We start from the raw sequence: 15,521 nt of genomic DNA on the forward strand, positions 1-15,521 counted from the left end.
ACTTTTCTTTTGAACAGTCGCACTTCACTTCAGGCATCTTAAAGTGGGAAGCGGCCTTGTGCCGCGATTCTCAGCGCCTAAACAAAAGAAAAATGTTCAAAGAAGCGGACGCCCACGTTCAAGATCACCGCTACGATCAAAGCGGCCGCCACGTCGTCTGCCACCACGCCGAAACCGCCGTGATAACGCTGCAGCTTCTTAATCCCGAGCGGCTTCACGATATCGAAAAAGCGGAACAGAGCGAACCCAGCAGCGACAATCCAGAAAAACATCGGATGCGAGCCATACGCGCTAAGCCCAATAAAACAGATCGGCATCGCCACAAACTCGTCCAAGATGATTTCTCCCGGATCCACTTTCTGGAGACGCTTTTCAGCCTCTCCGCAAATCCCAATCGACACATAGCTCAAAACAGCCAGCAGCAACGCCGCAGCGAAATCGGTCAGGTGCGAAATGAACGCCACGTAAAAAACGAGCCCCATTAGCGAGCCCCAAGTTCCAGGAGCCTTAAACTGCCCCAAACTGCCAATAGTGGCCAAATTCACCACCACCTTGTTTGGCCAATACCGGGCCCATCTCGGATTCTTTATCATCAGAAAAAAACGAATGCTAATCGCGGAACACCAAGTCGCCGTACTTCTTGAAGTATTTGGCCCCTGAATACAGGGTCATAATCGTGCAAATCCAGAAGAACGCGCGCCCGATCCACTCCACGTAGAACGCGATCTCCTCCGCGTAGCCAACACCCCAGCGGGCGCAATCCACGCTAAACACCACCGCGAGCAAAAAGCCGCCCAAGGCGATGATCTGAGTGACCGTCTTCTGCTTGCCCGCGCTCTCGGCAGCCATGACCACCCCCTTCGTCGCCGCCACCAGACGCAACCCGGTGATCATGAACTCGCGACAGAGGATCAGCAAAAAGAGGAACATCCGGATTCCGCCATCTTCCGGCCCTTTGTCCACCAATGCCACCATCAAGCCCAAAACCAGGATCTTGTCCGTCAAAGCATCCATCAAGATCCCGAAATTCGAGACCTGATTCAGCTTGCGAGCCGCGTAGCCATCCGCCCAGTCAGTGATCCCCGCGAGCACAAACAACACAAAGGCCGCCGTCGCTGCCCCCGTAAACGATTCACGCATCAGCCAGACGATGACGAACATCATCGGGATGCGGGAAAGGGTCAGAATGTTGGGCAAGTTCATCGGCCGCACTCAAGAACGTTCCCTCGCCAAAGTAAAGCCCAGCCTCCTCTTTGCTTTCCATCTAATACTTGCCACCAGTTCCCGCAAAGCCCCAATCAGACATTGCCAAACGCCAACATCGCTCGCAAAGTCCTCGTTTTTACCGGCTTATGAGGATCTGCATCTACCCTGGCACTTTCGACCCAATCACTCACGGACACCTCGATATACTAGAACGCGCTTGCCGCATGTTCGACAAGGTCATCGTCGCCGTCGCCGAAAACGCGGGCAAAAACCCCTTCTTCAGCCAGCAAGAACGCCTCGCCCTCGTCGAATCCAACCTCGCCAACACCCCCAACGCGAGCGCCACATCATTTAACGGACTCCTCGTCGACTTCGCCAAACAACAAGGAGCCATCGCCATCATCCGCGGCCTGCGCGCCGTATCCGACTTTGAATACGAGTTTCAAATGGCTCTCATGAATCGCCACCTCGAGCACGACATCGAAACCATCCTGCTCATGACCGGCGAAGGCAACAACTACACCAGCTCCAGCCTCGTCAAGCAGGTCGCCCGCTACGGAGCCGACATCTCCAAATTCGTGCCGAAAAACGTGAACGAAGCCCTCAAAGCAAAGCTCGACTCCTAAACAGCCGCTCCCCATGTCCGCCTTCTCTTTCGCCACCGCAAACAGCATCCACTTCGGAGAAGGCGTCGCCAAGACCATTCCAAGCCTACTCCAGGAGTCACACGGCCCCCTCTTCGTCCTCACCGGAAGCGACTCGAAACGGCACGCCCAAACACTGGGGCTACTCACTCAGGCCGGATTCGAAGTGTTTATTCATCCCGTCCACGGAGAGCCGGATCTCAATTCGATAAATCTCGCTACCAACGCCGCCCGAGACTCCGGAGCCAAGTGCATCCTAGCCATCGGCGGCGGAAGCGTCATCGACACCGGCAAGGCAGTCGCCGCCCTCGCCACGAACTCTGGACAACTCATTGATTTCCTCGAAGGTGTCGGAAAAGGCAAAGCCCTCACCGAGGACTCCCTGCCCTTCATGGCAATCCCCACCACCGCGGGTACAGGATCCGAGGTCACCCGCAATAGCGTGATCGGAGTCCCTAAAGCCGGAGTCAAAGTCAGCCTCCGCTCCGCCAGCATGCTCCCCACCTGGGCCGTCGTGGACCCCGAGCTCACTTACGACCTGCCCCCAGAAATCGCGGCCTACACCGGCATGGATGCCCTCATCCAATGTCTCGAAGCCTACCTCTCGAAAAACTCAAATCCTCTCACTGACGGCATCGCCCGCGAAGGCCTCCGCCTGGCTGCCAGGTCTATCAAAGCCGCCTGCAAGGCTCCCTTGGATACCCACGCAAAAGCGGACCTCTGCGCCGCTAGCCTTTGCGGCGGCATCGCCCTCGCCAACGCCAAACTAGGCTCCATCCACGGCTTTGCCGGTCCGCTAGGAGGAATGATCAACGCGCCCCACGGGGCCATCTGCGCCAGCCTGCTCGTACCCTGCTATTCGGCGAACTTAAGAGCTCTCGACTCCCGAGATCCTCAAAATCCGAGCCGCTCGAAAATGAACGACGTCGCCACCCTCCTCACCGGCAATCCGCAAGCGAAAGCCTCCTACGCGGTTGCCTGGTTCGAATCACTTTCCAACGCGCTCCCTCTCAAAACACTCGGCGAACTCGGTCTCGCCAAAGAACAGTTCGAGGAAGCAGCCCGCAAATCCGCTAGCTCAAGCAGCATGAAGGGCAACCCGATCGAGCTCACCAAGTTCGAGCTGATCGAAATTCTGGAAGCCGCGCTCTAGAGTGCGTCATCCATAAAAGGTAGCGCGGTGCTTTAGCCCGCGACTCTGAGAGTTTTGATCCCGCAAGGGCGACGCGGTCTAAAGCACCGCGTTACCGTATGTGAGATCCAACGCATGTCACGACACAGGCTTCTCTGCCGCAGGAAACGCTATCCGCGAGTGATCCTCAGGATCACCCTGCGAACGTTCCCAACGATCGAGCATACCCACCGCTAGCCCTACTCGCTCTCAACAGATTTCCGAAAGCAAACGAAAGACTGAACCTCATCCTCGGAACTCGCTAGGGCCGCCAACGCGACTCTCACCTCTGAAATGTGCAGCCAAGCAAGCAAAACGGAGCCCCGAAACCCGAAATTTCAGCTATCCTAACCACAACCACCCGCTCTCATAATTAAACACCCTACATTTTATTTCCTAACAAACCTCTTCTAGGGTTTAGTCCCCTCACTCCATATGGGGCGTTTATTTCGCGTAATGGTTAGGACCTACTCTTTTCGTTTACACTCCATTTAAACTCCTGAAAGGTTTTTAGGTTATTCGCCCCTCGTTAAAATTTTTATACCCCACATATAGCTCCATTTTACACCCATTTGCTACACTATTAATAGTATCCTGATCATAATACCCAATAAGGCTTTTCCGATTTCCTGCATGGGGTATTTTTTACTCAAGCTATTTCTACCCCAGACGATATCTTTGAGCATCGCCAAATCAAAAGGGGTTTTCACCCCTTTCAAAGAGGCACAAACAGCTAAAGAGACCTCAAATCTCAGAGGCAAAGACATCCAAATCATCCATCCCACCAACCATACCAATCTCGCCAGCCAACTAAGAGCCGTGCCCATCAAGCACACTATAGGAACATAACATCACGATATAAACATCCCGAACTAACATCATGAAGAATATCAAAACACTGTTCGCCGGTGCAGCCGGTCTCCTCGCATCAACCGTAGCCTTTGGCGGCCCTAACGAGAACGCTTCTCTCTCAGCCACCATCTCCGCTGGAACGCTCGAAATCGTAGCCTCATCCCTCTCTGGCACCTATTCGCCAGTAGGCGGAGCGGTATCCATCACCGGCGCCCTACAGTCCGACGCTCTCGCCTTCGAAATCAACGGCGTTGAAATCAACGACCTCGACGGCAGCGGCACAGGCTGGACGCTCACCGCAACTCCAGCAGCCAACCTCGTCAACGGAAGCAACAACCTTCCTCTCGGAACCACAGGTGGTTTCAACAATCCATCCGATAGCCCCAACACGACTGTCGATAGCGTCAACCAAATCACTTACGGCAGCGGTTCCGGCGTAGTCGGTTACACAGTAGACTACGATGTCGCCTACGACGTTCCAGCTCTCGTAGACACCGGAACATACACCGGCACCGTGGCCTTCGCCATCACATCACTTTAATCGCCCAGAGCGGCCCCCCGCTCTTTAATGTTCTTTAAAAGAAAGTCCCTCGTCTGCGCGCTGAGCGTTGCGATTTCCTCCTCGCTTAAATCTGGAGCGATTGAGGAGGCCAGACTCCAGGTAACGGTCAATCCTGGAACTCTGGAAATAGCTCCGTCTTCGGTCAGTGGTCCCTTCACGCCAACCAGTGGTGCGGTTGTCGTGACCAGCGCGAAGCAAGCAGACGCGGTTTCTTTCCAGATCCCAGACATCGTTGTCAACGATCTGAACGGAGACGGCCTGGGGTGGCGTTTAAGCGCCGCCCCGGGTCTTCTTTCAAACGGATCCGCCACACTGTCTGTCGGCTCTGTTGCCGGATTCGCCAATCCCTCAGATCAGAACAATACACTCATCGAATCCGCCAACAGCGTCGTCTACACCTCCGGTCTCGGCACCTCGAACTTCACCATCGACTACCAACTCGCCTACGACGTGCCCGCATTCGCAGATGTCGGAGAATACACAGGCGTCGTCGTATTCACTATTACCGCACAATGAAGTGCTACAGCCAGACCATCTTTCCCGCTCCCACACGACTCACCAGCCCCACCACATCCGCCCTCATACTTTTCACATTCATCATCGGCTCCGTCTCGGTGGTCGGGTCGGATACCATCAGGGTCGAAGGGCCCGGCCGCGTTACCCTGCCAGAAGTCGAGGTTAAGGACTCCCAACAAACCGTTTACTCCGGAAGCCTAACCCTAGACCTTACCAACAAGTCCGAGCTAAACGGCTGGCTCCTCACTGGCGAGATCGCTCAAAACGCTCTCATCGGCTCCTACACCGAAGAACAGATCCCCGCCGCGCTAAGCTTCAAATCCATCACCTGGATCAGCGGCGGCAACGGCTCCGCAGCAGGCATCACCGTTTATCCAGACGGTCAACGCATCGAGGCAGACCCAGGTTTCGGCGTCGGAAAATACAAAATCGAATTCGAAATCCGCTACGACGTCCCCCCTTTCCCAGCGGCGGACCGTTACGACTGCGTATCCACCTTTATCGTACAATAGGAAGTCCCAATCCAAATAGCACCCTTCACCCCAATCCCACTTTCACACATCTCCCACAAAACAACATCATCATGAAACGACTCGCCCTCACCCTCACTTCCTTCCTTCTACCAGCTATCGCTCACGCGTTCAGCGTAAGCCCCATGGTCGCTGACTTCGACCCGAACACCACCCGCTCCCAGCAAGTGTTCGTTCTCTCCAACCAATCCGATCAGGAAAAGCCGATCGAGATCACCGTCGCCAAGCCAACTGTCGGCGAAGACGGCGTCGAAAGCATGGAAGTTGGAAACGGCGAAGACGAATTCCTCATCATTCCCCAACAGTTCGTTCTCCCGCCAAACTCAAAACGCTCCGTCAAAGCCTTCTATGTCGGCGATCCCCGCGAAAAGGAAGACACCTATCGCTTCATCTTCAAAGAGCTCCCTGTCGAGCTCCCGAGAGAAGCCCTCCCCGAAGGAGAAAACTCTTTTAGCATGCAGATCGTCATGCAGTACAACACCCGCGTCTGGCTCACCCCAGGACATCTCAAAGAGGAGCTATCAATCAAAGACTTTGGCAAGCTCGAGGAACCATCACCCACCGTCGCAACCGCAGACGAAACGCCTCAGGATCAAATCGTATCCACAAAGCCAATGCTACGCTTCACCGTAGCCAACACAGGAGCCGCTCACGGATACATCAGGTATCCCAAGATCGCCCTCGTCAAACACGACGGCAGCCGCTTCGAGCTTAGTAAGGACAGCCTCCAATTCGTTTCCGGCCAAGTCGTCTTTCCGCACAGCGAGAAAGAGTTCAAGGTCGATTGGAGCGAGGAGTTCCCTAGGATCGATGAGATCGCTCGCATAGACATGAAAACCATCCGTCGCCGGTGATTTCCAGGCCAGCCAGGACATTCTTTCTGATTGTCCTAGCGCTGGTCTTCCGTTCCGCGACATGTGGCGAATCCCTCCTCGCAGAGGATCCATACGCCGTCACACTGCCGCTCGAAATCGAAATCAACGGTACCCCAAAGGGCGAGATTATCATCCGATCGGATGCCTCGCTTCAAATCGTTGAAATCGAAGGCTCCATTCTCAAGGAGCTACTCACTGGCAAGGTCGTAGACGACCTCAACGACCTCGTCGCCGCCTTACCGGAAGGCTTCCATACGCTAGAAAGCTATCAGGAACTTGGACTCGAAATCGCCCTCGATCTCGAACGCCTCGTCGTAGCCCTTCAAATACAAGAGCGTGCCGCCTATCTAGACGAGGGAATCAAGCGCATAAGCCTCGGTTACCACAAAGCCCCGAACTACGAGGCCCACACACGCCAGGCCACCCTCAGCGGATACGCCAATTTTCGCTTACGCTCCACTATAAGCGCGCGTGAGGGAGCGGAAACGACAACGCGAAACCAGCTCGGCATCAGCCACGTGCTCAACCTCAAAGGCTATGCCCTCGAGGGCGAAAGCCGGTGGAGCGAAAACGATCGCTTCCAAACCAGCGAACTTCGCCTCGTGAAGGACTTCCCGCAACACCTATGGCGCCTCAGCGCGGGGGATGTATCCACCCCAGTCATTGAACTGCAGCGGGGATTCCAAATTTTCGGAGCAAACCTCTCCAAAGAGTTCGGCATCCAACCCTACCGCACCTTCACGCCAACTGGCAGCGCCGCTTTCGAAATCGCTGAACCTGCCACCGTCACCGTCAAGGTCAACGGAGCCACCACCCGCACCCTCCAACTCGATCCGGGAAACTACAACATCGATGAATTCAAACTCGTGGCCGGTCCCAATCAAATGGACCTGCAAATCGAAACTCAGTCCGGACTCATCGACACTCTTTCCGTAAGCGAGTTCGGAGCCCTCAACCATCTCGACGCTGGCGTATCCACTTATTCCTTTTCCTACGGCCTTCCCCGGACTTCTGCCTCGGCCACAGACGCCCGAACCATAAGCTCATCAAACTGGTACCAACGATACACCTCCCGCACCCCAATCTTCAGCGGCTACTACAAGCGCGGCCTCACAAACCAACTCACCTTCAGTCTCGATGCCCAAGGCTCCTCTGAATGGAATCGTCTCGGGACCAGTGTTTCGGCCGCGAGCGAACGTTTCGGAGCAATCAGCCTCGCCCTTAGCCACAACCAAACAAACGACACGCCAGGAGCTCTATCAACGCGACTCAATTGGTCCCGCCGCATTGCAGGCTATCAACTCTCCCTCAACTCCCTCTACACCCAATCGGGCTACCACCTGACCCGCTCAGGCCAAACAGCAAGCCCGCTCTCCATAAAATCCAGCAACTCCCTAAACATCTCCAAACTCCTTTTCGAGAAACTCAACGTATCCACAATTTTCTTACAACAAAACAAGCACGACGGAACAAGCACTCGCAACCTCAGCCTCACCCTAGGACGCCGCATCGGAAAGATCTACACATCCTTGAGCCTACGGCACTCCAGAACCTTCGATTCATCCGACTACAACGCCTACCTCACCTGCACTTGGAATCCTGCTAGAAAATGGAGAACCCGCTCCCAAGTCCGTTCGTCAAACATCCCGGGGGCCACCTCCGTCTCCACCAACATCGACTACGCCAACCGTAGAGCCGACGACTATTTCAACCTTCGCCTCAACGCTCTCCACAGCGACACTGGATACAACCTCGGAGGCTCCTTCGATTACCAAGCAGGACTCTACTCAGCAGCATTCTCCCACAACCAAGTCTACGGAGCGATCGACGATTACGTCAACAAAGGCACTCAAACAAACCTCACCGCGACCTCCGCGATAGCCTTTGCAGACGGAGCCTTTGGTTTCGCCAACCGTATCCGCAACAGCTTCGCCATCATCAGCAAGCACGACGCTTGGTCCGAAGTAAACCTCGGCATCAACCCAACTGTCGGAGGATTCGAAAAAAACAACACCAGCCCCATCTTCTCCGCCGTGCTCCCATCGCTCCTACCTTACCGAGAAGCAGCAGCCACCGTACAAACCGTCGACAGCGACCTCTTCCTCGAACGCAACGACTACTACTTTTTCCCGAACTACAAACGAGGCACGAAACTCAAACTCGGCAACGACGCAATCTACGCCGCTCGCGGAACCCTCCTCTACTCCGACGAAGTACCCGTCAAATACAAAGGAGTCCGACTCACGAGTGACAGTGGCAAGATTGTGGATACATTTACAAACGGCGCCGGGCGCTTCATGGCTTCAAGCCTCACCCCCGGAACCTACAAAGTGACGGTTGCCAATACCAGCGAGTTCACGGAGTTCGCTGTAGTAAAAGGCGAGACCATGATCATCCTCGGCAAACTCCTGCTTCAAGAAAAGGAAAACTAGCGAAAGCGCTCGCCCCTCTTCGCCACACAAAGAGCCCCTTCAAGCAGTTAAACTTCGGTAAAAACGAACCAGGTCGACTTACGTGTCTTCACGTATATCCGATACCTGTAACTGCCCCCTGATCAAACACCCCTTTAGCTATCCCCATGGAAACGCCTTACGACCTATCGGCTTTCCGTCATCGCAACATCCTCATTGTCGATGACGAACCAGCGATGCACCAGATGTTCTCCACCTGTCTCCACCCAGAGATAGAGGACGACTCTTACTCCCTTTCAGACGACGGCGAAATCCTGGTCGATTCCAGGAAAGCCATCTACAACTTCAACGTCTTCACCGCCGAATCCGGTGAGCAAGGACTTGAAATTTGCAAGGCCCAAGCCAAACGCAACGCCCCCATCCAGCTCGCCTTTGTCGACATGCGGATGAAAGGCTGGGACGGAGTCGAAACCGTGAAAAACATCATGGAGCACGATCCACGCATCACCTTCATTATCATAACAGGTTTCCCCGACGATACACGCGAACAGGTTGCCGAACGCATCGGAGCAGCCCAACTACAAGTGTTTCCCAAGCCGACAAAACTTGAAGAGATCTACCAATCGGCCTATTCAATGACCAAACGCTGGAACCGTCTGCACGGAGACAACTGACGGAGTTCCAACAGCGCCCCTCATATTCGCAAGCGCCTAGACTAATAACCGTGCTTCAAAGGTTAATCACTGGTCAAAACAAGCGCTCCCCGTTGCATGGGCCGGCTAAAATACGATAAGATATTCGTAGCCGCAACCCCACTACGATGCAAACGCCCCTAGACCTTTCTGGATTCCAACACAGGAACGTTCTCATCATCGATGACGAACCTTCCATACACCATCTCTTCACCACTTTTCTGCACCCTGAAGAGTATTCAAGCGATGCTTCCAAGCAGAAAGAAGACGACAACCCCGTATACAATTTCGAAGTACACAACGCATTCAACGGAGAGTACGGCCTAGATATCTGCGCTAAGCAGGCGGAAAAAGAAGACCCGATTCAAATCGCATTCGTCGACATGCGCATGAACGGCTGGGATGGAGTCGAAACGATACAAAACCTCCACAAGCACGATCCACGGATCAACTTCGTGATCGTCACCGGCTTCCCCGAAATAGCCCAAGCTCAGGCAGACAAGCGACTCGACGAAGACACGAAGCTCAAGATACTACCCAAACCAACCACCATCGGCGACATCTACCAAACCGCTTACAACCTGACAGAGCGCTGGAACCAGCTCTACGCCGCGAATTAATCAGCAGGCGCGAACGCTCCCGCATCTACGCGGTAGACCAGCCATTCCTTTCCCGCAGCCGCACCCGGAAGTTCCGTACCAGTAGCGATCAATTGGATACCAGAATCCAAAGCATTCCAAAAACGCTCTCTCCGGGCTGGGTCCAATTCACCGAGCACATCGTCAATCAACAACACCGGACACACCCCGAACTGCTCTCGCCAATAGGCAATCGTCGCGAACGCCAAAGACAAGGCGATGCTCCTCTGTTGGCCATCAGAGGCGAAATCCGCAGCTGACCTTCCATTTAAGCTCAACTCGAAATCGTCTCGATGCGGCCCCTTGCCCGTGTTTTGCAAAAATTCGTCGCGCCTCCGGTTCCGCTCTAGCAAATCCCAATAGCCTTGCTCGTCCTCGGGAAGAGCGTTCGGCTTATAGCTCACTCCAATCTCCTCAGCCGAACCTGACAAGGTCTCGTAAAAACGACTCGCCATCCCTCCCAGCTCGGCGATCACCCTCTGTCGCTTGCCGATCACCTCTAAAGCAGGATCGATTAGCTGCTTCTCAAAAGGCTTCATCAATGCCGCAGACGCCCCCTTCTTCAAAAGCGCATTCCGTTCCTGAATACACTTCTGATACCGCTGTAGAGCGACGTAATACTGTCGATCAATGCCACACAGAAACGTATCGATGAAACGACGACGCCCCCCCGGCGAGCCACGCACAATATTTAGATCTTCAGAAGAAAGAGTAACAGCTGGGAAACGCCCCACAAAATCCGAAGCGCGACGCACCGGTTCTTCATCGAGCGAGACTTCCTTCCCCTTTTTCTTGATGCGCACGTGAGCCTTCGCTTCCCCCACATCCTCATGCTCGATTTCGTAAACGATTTCAGCCTGGGCAGTTTCTGGCCCCAACAACGTCTCGTTCTCCCTGGCTCGAAACGCCCGGAGTGATGTTACGTACCCAATCGCCTCGAGGAGATTTGTCTTCCCCTGCCCGTTCCGCCCCAGAAAAAAAACTCGATCCGCATCTACATCGAGGCGGGCAAATTTTATGTTCCGATAATTGGATACAGCTACAGTCTTGAACCTCATCGCCGCTCGCTAGTATCCCTTCGCCTCGTCTCCACCCAAAGGCGCGGACTTGCGAGAATTAGGATCGAGTACATCCGCATTGAACAACTTGTGCATCTGATAACCTGCACGATACGGGTCCCCCTTCTCCTTCACCCAGCGAGTGATCGACTCAAGCACCGCGGAGTTCGCTCTCTGCGACCATTCCGGATGAAGCCAAACCGTGGAAGCCTTCGAAACATAATCGCCGAGCTCCTGCACCCACTTCGCTATAGACTGCTCGTCCTCGACGATCAGCTTAAACTCAGATGTCTTGGCCAAATTCTCTTCAAGCGGCAGCTTCTGCCACTTCGGGCTCAAGGTGATCCAATCGAAATCTCCACGAATCTCAAACGCTCCGCTCGTCTCCAAGTGACGCCCCATCCCACGTTTGGCAATCTCCTCCGTCAGCAAAGACAAATCGTGAATCGCCGGCTCCCCGCCAGTCACGACCACAAACTCCGCTCCGCTCGCCAAAGCCTGATCCGCCAACTCCACGGCACTCTGCCGCGCCACCTCGTCCGGCACATGATCCGGATGCCAAGTTCCCGCCGAGTCACACCAAGGACAATGCACCGGACACCCGAACAATCGAATGAAGTAGGCAGAACGCCCCAAATGCACTCCCTCTCCTTGCCAAGAATGGAAGCATTCGTGAACAGGGAGCCGTTTCAGCCCGTCAGCCATATCCAAAATAAAACTACGAGCGCGCAGGCTCGTACTTCGCGCTGTTGTGCGCGTCCTCGACCACATCTACCGAAATCAAGAACGCTCGCCCGTCCGTCATCTCCTTAACCTTCGGATCCATCACATCGTAGAGGTGCCGAGCGATTCCCTCGCTAGAGCAAAGGTCCACGATATACGGCTGGTAAATCTTGCAGCCACTTTGCTCATTGATCGCCAGGATTTGATCGAGCAAAGGGTCGTCCTCGTTGAAGAGACAAGCATGGTCAAAATTCTCGTCGATCCAGGCCTTCATCCATTTTAGCTTCCCAAAATCGACCACAAACCCGCACTCATCCAGCTCCTCGCAACCAAAGGTGAAGGTAAAGCTCCAATTGTGCCCATGAATCTGCGCGCAATGCCCGTCGTGCCTATGCTGACGGTGAGCAAAAGGAATGTCTTGGTAAGTCTTCGTACAAGTAAACATCTTCAATTCAGGTAGCGGCCGTTATCCCTAACGTCCATAGCTCCCGGAGCAAGCCTCCATCAAAAGCCCTGCTACAATTTCCAACCGCTAGCCACCAGCTCCTCCACGCTGGGAGCCGTCGCCTCGTAAGTCGTCAGATCCTCCACTCCCGCTAAGTGAAACGCCTCCCGACGCTCCACACAGGTCCCACAACGACCGCAATGCAGCGCCCCGCCCTTATAACAGGACCAAGTCCGCTCCAACTTCGCCCCCAAGCGAGCGCCTTCCGCCGCGATCTCCGCTTTGTTCGACTTCACGAAGGGGCGATACAAGCTCACCTTGCTCCAGTCGCACAGCTGGATCGCCTTGTCCAAGGCCTCCGCGAACTCCTCTCGGCAATCCGGATAAATCGCATGATCGCCACCATGAGCTGCATAGGCCACCGCTTCCGCCTCCAGAGACACAGCCCAAGCCGTCGCCACTGAGAGCAGCACCATATTCCGATTCGGCACCACGGTGGACTTCATCTGGTCCTCCTCATAGTGACCCTCCGGCACGTCCTCGTCCAAATTGGTCAAACTGCTCTTGCCGAACAACACCTGCAAAGCCGTCAAATCAGCCACCTGATGCCGAATCCCCAGCTCCCTGCAAATCTCCGCCGCCACATCGAGCTCCTTGGCATGCTTTTGGCCGTAGTTGACGCTCAATGCCCCCTTTATCTCCACCCCTAGCTCCTGCATCCGGTAAAGCATAACCGTCGAGTCCATTCCCCCCGAGTACACGGCGACAACCGATTTTGGCGCTGTTTGATCCTGCGAATCCATAGCCGCCACTCTCCCCAGCCGCCGCCTCAAGTCAACTCCAAGGCATCTGCGGCCAGCCCTCCTCGAGTCGGTCTCCATAAGGCACATCCTTTTTCAAAAAAAAGGTAGGGTCCGACCGCCGTGGCGGACCGCATTGCAAAATGCATGTCTGTTTCCGTTGCAGCGTGCCGGGTCTCACGCCCTACCAAGCGTTTTCACAGCCCCTGGCCATCCAGAATTCGAAAACCAAATTCGCCCTTTTCTCGTTCTTCCATAAACTCAACCACTGCCCCCAGGAACACATGAAAGCACTCACCTTCGACCCGCAAACAGATCGCTTCAACGTCGCCGAACTACCCGTCCCAGAAGCCAAGCATTCCGACGTCCTGATAAAAGTGGACGCCTGCGGGCTCAACCCAGTCGACGCCAAGATCCATCTCTGGAAATCCATGGCGCCGAAGATGGACAAGACCTGGACACCAGGACTAGACGTTTCCGGGCACATCGTCGCCACCGGGGACCAGGTTGAAAATTGGCGAGTCGGCGATCGCGTCCTCTGCCACGGAGACATGCTTCGGCCGCACGGAGGATTCGCCGAATACACGATTCAAAACTGCGAAGCACTCATTCCCCACCCTGAGCTCTCAGCTGAAACCGCCGCGGCAACCCCTTGCGCCGGCTGGACAGCCTGGAGAGCGCTGGTCGACAAGCTACACGCCTCGCAAAACCACTCCATCCTCATAACGGGCGGATCCGGAGGCGTCGGAGGATTCGCCACTCAAATCGCGGCCCACCTAAAAGTGCAGACCATCATCGTCACCTGCTCGGCGACCAACCACCCCTACGTCAAAGAGCTAGGCGCCACACATGCCATCGACTACAAAACAGAAGATGTCGTGGCCCAAGTTCTTCAAATAACGGACGGCCAAGGCGTATCCATCGGCCTCGACACCGTAGGCCCAGACAACGACCGCGATGTCGCCAACTCGCTCGCCTTCGAAGGGCAAATGGTCGAACTGGTCGATGTTGTCAGACCAAGTGAATACAAAGATAGCTTCATGAAAGGCCTTAGCTTTCATCAATTAAGCCTCGGAGCCGGGCATCGAAACGGAGACGCGGCCAAAGCCAACTTAGTAAATGCAGGCAAAGCGTTTTCCGCCTTGGTGGAACAGGGCAAAATCCGAGTACCACGCCTAAAGGCCGTCTCCTTCGCCGAACTTGCAGACGCGTTGCTCGGCATCAGAGAACAACGGACAGTCGGCAAACTCGTCGTCAAAACCTGAGCCCAGCACACCTCTCCCAGTTAGAGGTAACACAGCGGTAACACCCATTCTTTAGACTGGGTGACATGAATTCGAAATCCCTCTCCGCCTTGCTCGCCATAGCCATGCTCGCCCTCGCAGCATACAGCTACAAACAACACGCCGAAATCGGCGCCCTGCGCGAACAGGTCGCTCAACTCCAAACCGAGGAAAGCGAGACCACCGAGCCCAAGACTCCGGAAAAGCCAATACAGGTCGCCCAAGCCCCAACTCCTCCTCAGCTCGCAAGCCCCCTTGAAGCGCCAGTCGAAGCCGAGCCAACAGAGCCGACGAAGCGGAAACGCGTCATGCGCGACTTCTCCGCCATGATGGACAACCCTCAAATGAACGAGATGATGCAGGCCAGCCAGAAAGCGACCCTCGAGATCATGTACAAGGACCTGCTCGACTCCTACGACTTCACACCCGAAGAACGTACCCACCTCATGGATCTCCTCATGGCCCGCCAGATGTTCCGAGTCGAAACCAGCATGAAAATGATGGGCGGCGCCAGCTCGCCTGAAGAAGCCAAGCTCCTCGGCGAGGAGATGAAAGAGTACGACCAAACGATCAAAGCGGAAATCGAAACCTTCCTCAACAATCAGAACGATATGGGAGAATTCGAGTTCTACGAAAAAACCATCGCCGAACGCATGTCCCTTTCCGGGTTCAAATCGAGCATGGCCCAAGCCGGAAAACCGATCACCGCCAAGACCGAGCGCAGCCTCCTCGAAATCATGGCCGACCAAAAAGAAGCCTACAAATTCGGAAGCGATCTCCACGACGAGGAAAACTACGACATGGGGCCAGGTCGATTCAGCACCGAGAACATAGATCAATTCGAGACCGACCTCAGCGAACTGCACAACATCATCGCCGAGGAAGCCCAAATGCTGCTCGATCCCGAACAGCTCGCCGCCCTCGTAGACGCCTTGGAAGGCATGCGCAACATGCAGCTCTCCCAACTCCGCATGGCAGCCACCATGTTCGGTGGAGACAAGCAAGGTTAAGCCTTACCCCGCTCAGAGCTCATCGTATTCTATTATCAACTACAATTTGATCTACTAGCGGATATCCCAAAAATGTGGGAGCGTGCTTGTCACGCGATCGCTGGA

The 15,521-nt window shown here is 54.9% G+C and carries 17 protein-coding genes; 11 read left to right on the forward strand and 6 right to left on the reverse strand.

The window, feature by feature from the left end:
• Positions 1-77 precede the first annotated feature (77 nt).
• Together JIN87_RS23255 and pgsA are read right to left on the reverse strand one after the other, a co-directional pair.
• Complete coding sequence (locus JIN87_RS23255; protein WP_200358061.1) at positions 78-593, reverse strand: phosphatidylglycerophosphatase A family protein; 516 nt, start codon at positions 591-593, stop codon at positions 78-80.
• A 16-nt stretch (positions 594-609) separates the two neighbouring features.
• The gene (gene pgsA, locus JIN87_RS23260; protein ID WP_200358063.1) at positions 610-1,203 is read right to left on the reverse strand and encodes a CDP-diacylglycerol--glycerol-3-phosphate 3-phosphatidyltransferase; all 594 of its coding nucleotides are present in this window, start codon (positions 1,201-1,203) and stop codon (positions 610-612) included.
• A gap of 149 nt (positions 1,204-1,352) precedes the next feature.
• Between pgsA and coaD the strand changes: the two genes are divergently transcribed.
• The 9 genes from coaD to JIN87_RS23305 all read left to right on the forward strand — a co-directional run bounded on the left by coaD (position 1,353) and on the right by JIN87_RS23305 (position 10,079).
• The gene (gene coaD, locus JIN87_RS23265) at positions 1,353-1,832 is read left to right on the forward strand and encodes a pantetheine-phosphate adenylyltransferase (protein ID WP_200358065.1); all 480 of its coding nucleotides are present in this window, start codon (positions 1,353-1,355) and stop codon (positions 1,830-1,832) included.
• Positions 1,833-1,845: 13 nt separating this feature from the next.
• Complete coding sequence (locus JIN87_RS23270; RefSeq protein ID WP_200358067.1) at positions 1,846-3,003, forward strand: iron-containing alcohol dehydrogenase; 1,158 nt, start codon at positions 1,846-1,848, stop codon at positions 3,001-3,003.
• Between the two features lie 898 nt (positions 3,004-3,901).
• Positions 3,902-4,414, forward strand: coding sequence for a hypothetical protein (locus JIN87_RS23275; protein WP_200358069.1), 513 nt, complete (start codon positions 3,902-3,904; stop codon positions 4,412-4,414).
• A 27-nt stretch (positions 4,415-4,441) separates the two neighbouring features.
• Positions 4,442-4,951 carry a hypothetical protein gene (locus JIN87_RS23280; protein WP_200358070.1) on the forward strand — a complete coding sequence of 170 codons (510 nt, stop codon included), beginning with the start codon at positions 4,442-4,444 and terminating at the stop codon, positions 4,949-4,951.
• Entirely contained in the window at positions 4,948-5,463 is a 516-nt protein-coding gene (locus tag JIN87_RS23285; RefSeq protein WP_200358072.1) for a hypothetical protein, read from the forward strand. Before JIN87_RS23280 ends, JIN87_RS23285 begins: the two co-directional genes overlap by 4 nt.
• A gap of 71 nt (positions 5,464-5,534) precedes the next feature.
• The gene (locus JIN87_RS23290; RefSeq protein ID WP_200358074.1) at positions 5,535-6,335 is read left to right on the forward strand and encodes a fimbrial biogenesis chaperone; all 801 of its coding nucleotides are present in this window, start codon (positions 5,535-5,537) and stop codon (positions 6,333-6,335) included.
• Complete coding sequence (locus JIN87_RS23295; protein ID WP_200358076.1) at positions 6,332-8,788, forward strand: fimbria/pilus outer membrane usher protein; 2,457 nt, start codon at positions 6,332-6,334, stop codon at positions 8,786-8,788. Before JIN87_RS23290 ends, JIN87_RS23295 begins: the two co-directional genes overlap by 4 nt.
• A 146-nt stretch (positions 8,789-8,934) precedes the next feature.
• Entirely contained in the window at positions 8,935-9,441 is a 507-nt protein-coding gene (locus JIN87_RS23300) for a response regulator transcription factor (RefSeq protein ID WP_200358078.1), read from the forward strand.
• Positions 9,442-9,587: 146 nt separating this feature from the next.
• On the forward strand, positions 9,588-10,079 hold the full coding sequence (locus JIN87_RS23305; RefSeq protein ID WP_200358081.1) for a response regulator transcription factor: 492 nt from the start codon (positions 9,588-9,590) through the stop codon (positions 10,077-10,079).
• Here JIN87_RS23305 and recF read toward each other — a convergent pair.
• The 4 genes from recF to queC form a co-directional block, all read right to left on the reverse strand.
• The gene (recF, locus tag JIN87_RS23310) at positions 10,076-11,155 is read right to left on the reverse strand and encodes a DNA replication/repair protein RecF (RefSeq protein WP_200358083.1); all 1,080 of its coding nucleotides are present in this window, start codon (positions 11,153-11,155) and stop codon (positions 10,076-10,078) included. The two genes, JIN87_RS23305 and recF, sit on opposite strands and share 4 nt — an antisense overlap.
• Positions 11,156-11,164: 9 nt before the next feature.
• Positions 11,165-11,860, reverse strand: coding sequence for a 7-carboxy-7-deazaguanine synthase QueE (locus tag JIN87_RS23315; protein WP_200358085.1), 696 nt, complete (start codon positions 11,858-11,860; stop codon positions 11,165-11,167).
• A 13-nt stretch (positions 11,861-11,873) separates the two neighbouring features.
• Positions 11,874-12,323 carry a 6-pyruvoyl trahydropterin synthase family protein gene (locus tag JIN87_RS23320; RefSeq protein WP_200358087.1) on the reverse strand — a complete coding sequence of 150 codons (450 nt, stop codon included), beginning with the start codon at positions 12,321-12,323 and terminating at the stop codon, positions 11,874-11,876.
• 71 nt (positions 12,324-12,394) lie between these two features.
• Positions 12,395-13,126, reverse strand: a complete 732-nt coding sequence (gene queC / locus JIN87_RS23325; RefSeq protein ID WP_200358089.1) for a 7-cyano-7-deazaguanine synthase QueC — start codon at positions 13,124-13,126, stop codon at positions 12,395-12,397.
• Between the two features lie 281 nt (positions 13,127-13,407).
• Here queC and JIN87_RS23330 point away from each other — a divergent pair, with 281 nt between their 5' ends.
• Both JIN87_RS23330 and JIN87_RS23335 read left to right on the forward strand, forming a co-directional pair.
• Positions 13,408-14,388 (forward strand): zinc-binding dehydrogenase, encoded by a 981-nt coding sequence (locus tag JIN87_RS23330; RefSeq protein ID WP_200358091.1) that lies wholly within the window; start codon positions 13,408-13,410, stop codon positions 14,386-14,388.
• Between the two features lie 65 nt (positions 14,389-14,453).
• Positions 14,454-15,416 (forward strand): hypothetical protein, encoded by a 963-nt coding sequence (locus JIN87_RS23335; RefSeq protein WP_200358093.1) that lies wholly within the window; start codon positions 14,454-14,456, stop codon positions 15,414-15,416.
• Positions 15,417-15,521 lie beyond the last annotated feature (105 nt).

This window comes from Pelagicoccus mobilis, assembly GCF_016595505.1.
Classification (GTDB): domain Bacteria; phylum Verrucomicrobiota; class Verrucomicrobiia; order Opitutales; family Opitutaceae; genus Pelagicoccus; species Pelagicoccus mobilis.

Coding starts and splice junctions, on each gene's coding strand:
- JIN87_RS23255 (WP_200358061.1), bottom strand. CDS start 593: ATGATAAAGAATCCGAGATGGGCCCGGTATTGGCCAAACAAGGTGGTG.
- pgsA (WP_200358063.1), bottom strand. CDS start 1,203: ATGAACTTGCCCAACATTCTGACCCTTTCCCGCATCCCGATGATGTTC.
- coaD (WP_200358065.1), top strand. CDS start 1,353: ATGAGGATCTGCATCTACCCTGGCACTTTCGACCCAATCACTCACGGA.
- JIN87_RS23270 (WP_200358067.1), top strand. CDS start 1,846: ATGTCCGCCTTCTCTTTCGCCACCGCAAACAGCATCCACTTCGGAGAA.
- JIN87_RS23275 (WP_200358069.1), top strand. CDS start 3,902: ATGAAGAATATCAAAACACTGTTCGCCGGTGCAGCCGGTCTCCTCGCA.
- JIN87_RS23280 (WP_200358070.1), top strand. CDS start 4,442: ATGTTCTTTAAAAGAAAGTCCCTCGTCTGCGCGCTGAGCGTTGCGATT.
- JIN87_RS23285 (WP_200358072.1), top strand. CDS start 4,948: ATGAAGTGCTACAGCCAGACCATCTTTCCCGCTCCCACACGACTCACC.
- JIN87_RS23290 (WP_200358074.1), top strand. CDS start 5,535: ATGAAACGACTCGCCCTCACCCTCACTTCCTTCCTTCTACCAGCTATC.
- JIN87_RS23300 (WP_200358078.1), top strand. CDS start 8,935: ATGGAAACGCCTTACGACCTATCGGCTTTCCGTCATCGCAACATCCTC.
- JIN87_RS23305 (WP_200358081.1), top strand. CDS start 9,588: ATGCAAACGCCCCTAGACCTTTCTGGATTCCAACACAGGAACGTTCTC.
- recF (WP_200358083.1), bottom strand. CDS start 11,155: ATGAGGTTCAAGACTGTAGCTGTATCCAATTATCGGAACATAAAATTT.
- JIN87_RS23315 (WP_200358085.1), bottom strand. CDS start 11,860: ATGGCTGACGGGCTGAAACGGCTCCCTGTTCACGAATGCTTCCATTCT.
- JIN87_RS23320 (WP_200358087.1), bottom strand. CDS start 12,323: ATGTTTACTTGTACGAAGACTTACCAAGACATTCCTTTTGCTCACCGT.
- queC (WP_200358089.1), bottom strand. CDS start 13,126: ATGGATTCGCAGGATCAAACAGCGCCAAAATCGGTTGTCGCCGTGTAC.
- JIN87_RS23330 (WP_200358091.1), top strand. CDS start 13,408: ATGAAAGCACTCACCTTCGACCCGCAAACAGATCGCTTCAACGTCGCC.
- JIN87_RS23335 (WP_200358093.1), top strand. CDS start 14,454: ATGAATTCGAAATCCCTCTCCGCCTTGCTCGCCATAGCCATGCTCGCC.